The organism is Streptomyces sp. NRRL WC-3549 (assembly GCF_000721935.1).
In the GTDB taxonomy this organism is placed as follows: domain Bacteria; phylum Actinomycetota; class Actinomycetes; order Streptomycetales; family Streptomycetaceae; genus Streptomyces.
This window is the reverse complement of record NZ_KL585418.1, coordinates 92,470-94,484: the sequence shown is the minus strand read 5'-3', so window position 1 is coordinate 94,484 and position 2,015 is coordinate 92,470. Positions and strand designations below refer to the sequence as shown.

Annotated in this window: 1 protein-coding gene and 1 pseudogene; one reads left to right on the top strand and one right to left on the bottom strand. The window is 71.2% G+C overall.

The window, feature by feature from the left end; genetic code table 11:
- Window positions 1–201 precede the first annotated feature (201 nt).
- Window positions 202–1,128 carry a proline dehydrogenase family protein gene (locus tag IH13_RS0123970; RefSeq protein ID WP_031087718.1) on the bottom strand — a complete coding sequence of 309 codons (927 nt, stop codon included), beginning with the start codon at window positions 1,126–1,128 and terminating at the stop codon, window positions 202–204.
- Between the two features lie 177 nt (window positions 1,129–1,305).
- On the opposite strand from IH13_RS0123970, the pseudogene IH13_RS0123965 reads away from it, so the two are divergent.
- A pseudogene (locus IH13_RS0123965) lies at window positions 1,306–2,015 on the top strand (PucR family transcriptional regulator); the annotation flags it as partial.

The following is a 2,015-nucleotide window of genomic DNA, read 5'->3' as shown; positions in this document are numbered from 1 at the left end:
CCCGCCGATGGTCATCGGCAGGTCGACCGGGTTCTCGGCGAGCTCCTTGAGCTTCGCCTCCAGACGGGCTCGCTCCGGGGTGCCGGGGGCGTAGGTGTGAACCGGCTCGTTGACCGGTGCGGGGACCTGGGTCACAGCGTCCATGAGTGACATGCCTCCTTTGTTGGGGTGGGTCGTACGGCCGGGGGGTGCCCTCGGCCGTCAGCCCTTGGTGACGACGGAGCGGGCGAAGAACAGCAGGTTGGCCGGCTTCTCCGCCAGGCGGCGCATGAAGTATCCGTACCAGTCGGTGCCGTACGCCGTGTAGACGCGCATCCGGTGGCCCTCGGCCGCGAGCCGGAGCTGCTCGTCGCTCCGGATGCCGTACAGCATCTGGAACTCGTACTCGTCCAGTTTGCGCCCGGCCTGGCGGGCGAGCTCCTGTCCGATCGCGATGAGCCGCGGGTCGTGGGAGCCGATCATCGGGTATCCCTGGCCGTGCATCAGCGTCTTCAGGATACGGACGTACGCCTTGTCGATCTCCGCCTTGTCCTGGTACGCGACGGAGGCCGGCTCCTTGTAGGCGCCCTTGACCAGGCGGACCCGGCTGCCGGCCGCGGCGAGGCGGCGGGCGTCCTCCTCGGTGCGGAACAGGTAGGACTGGATGACGCAACCGGTCTGCGGGAAGTCCTTCCGCAGCTCCTCGTGGATGGCGAACATCGAGTCGAGGGTGGTGTGGTCCTCGGCGTCCAGGGTGACCGTGGTGCCGATCGCGGCGGCGGCCTCGACGACGGGGCGGACGTTGGCGAGGGCCAGCTCGTGGCCGTCCTGGAGCGACTGCCCGAACATCGACAGCTTGACCGACATCTCCGCGCCGGTGCCCAGGCCCAGGTCGGCGAGGTGGCCGATCAGCTCCAGGTAGGCGTCACGCGCGCCGGCGGCCTGCTCGGGGGTGGTGATGTCCTCACCCACGACGTCGAGGGTGACCTCCAGGCCCTTGTCCGCCGAGTTCCGGACGATCTCGACGACCTGGTCGACCGTCTCACCGGCGATGAACCGGTCGACGACCTGCTTGGTGCCCGGCGCGGCCGAGACGAAACGACGCATCTTGTCGCTGCGGGACGCGGCGAGAATCACGGGACCCAGCACGGGGCACCTCCACGGATGAACGGACGGGGCCGAACCAGGACGAACAGATACGGACCGGGACGGCACGGAGAACCACCGTGAAATCTAGGGAAGCTTCCCCCGCCATGCCATCGACACCTGTCACGCATCTGTGGCCACCGACTCAGACAGATGTCTGAAGAGTGCGAGAATGGCTGCATGAAGGGCGATTACCAGGAGCTGGTCGACGAGATCTCGGCGCTGCTCGGCGCCCCGGCGACCCTGGAGAACCGCGATTTCGGCCTGGTCGCCTTCGGGGCCCACGACAGCGACGACGACACGGCCATGGACCCCGTCCGGACGCGCTCGATCCTGACCCGGCGCTCCACCCCGGCCGTCCGGGCCTGGTTCGAGGCCTTCGGCATCACCCGTGCGACCGGCCCGCTCCGCATCCCGGCGGCCCCGGAGGCCGGGGTCCACCGGGACCGCATCTGCCTTCCCGTACGCCATCGGGGGGTCGTCCTGGGCTACGTGTGGCTGCTCGACGCGGAACCGGGACCGACGGACGGGCAGCTGGCGGCGGCCATGGACGTGGCCGCCCGGATCGGGGTGCTCCTCTTCGCCGAGGCGCGGGCGGGCGCGGACCTGACCCGCGAGTTCGCCGCGGTGCTCACGACCGGGCCCGGTCGGCAGCACCAGGCGGCGGTGACCGCCCTGGGCGAGGCGCTCGGCCCGGACGCGGAGGGGCTGCACACCGTGGTGTGCGTGACCCCGTGGCAGGACGGCCCACCGTCGGTGCGCACGGTGCCGTCGGCGGCGGCCCTCGCCGCGGTCGGGGAGGCCGGCTCCCCGTCCCTGGCGGTGCTGGTACGGCTCCGCTCCCCGGACGTCCCGGACCCGGCGACGACCGCCGCGGACCGGCTGCGGAC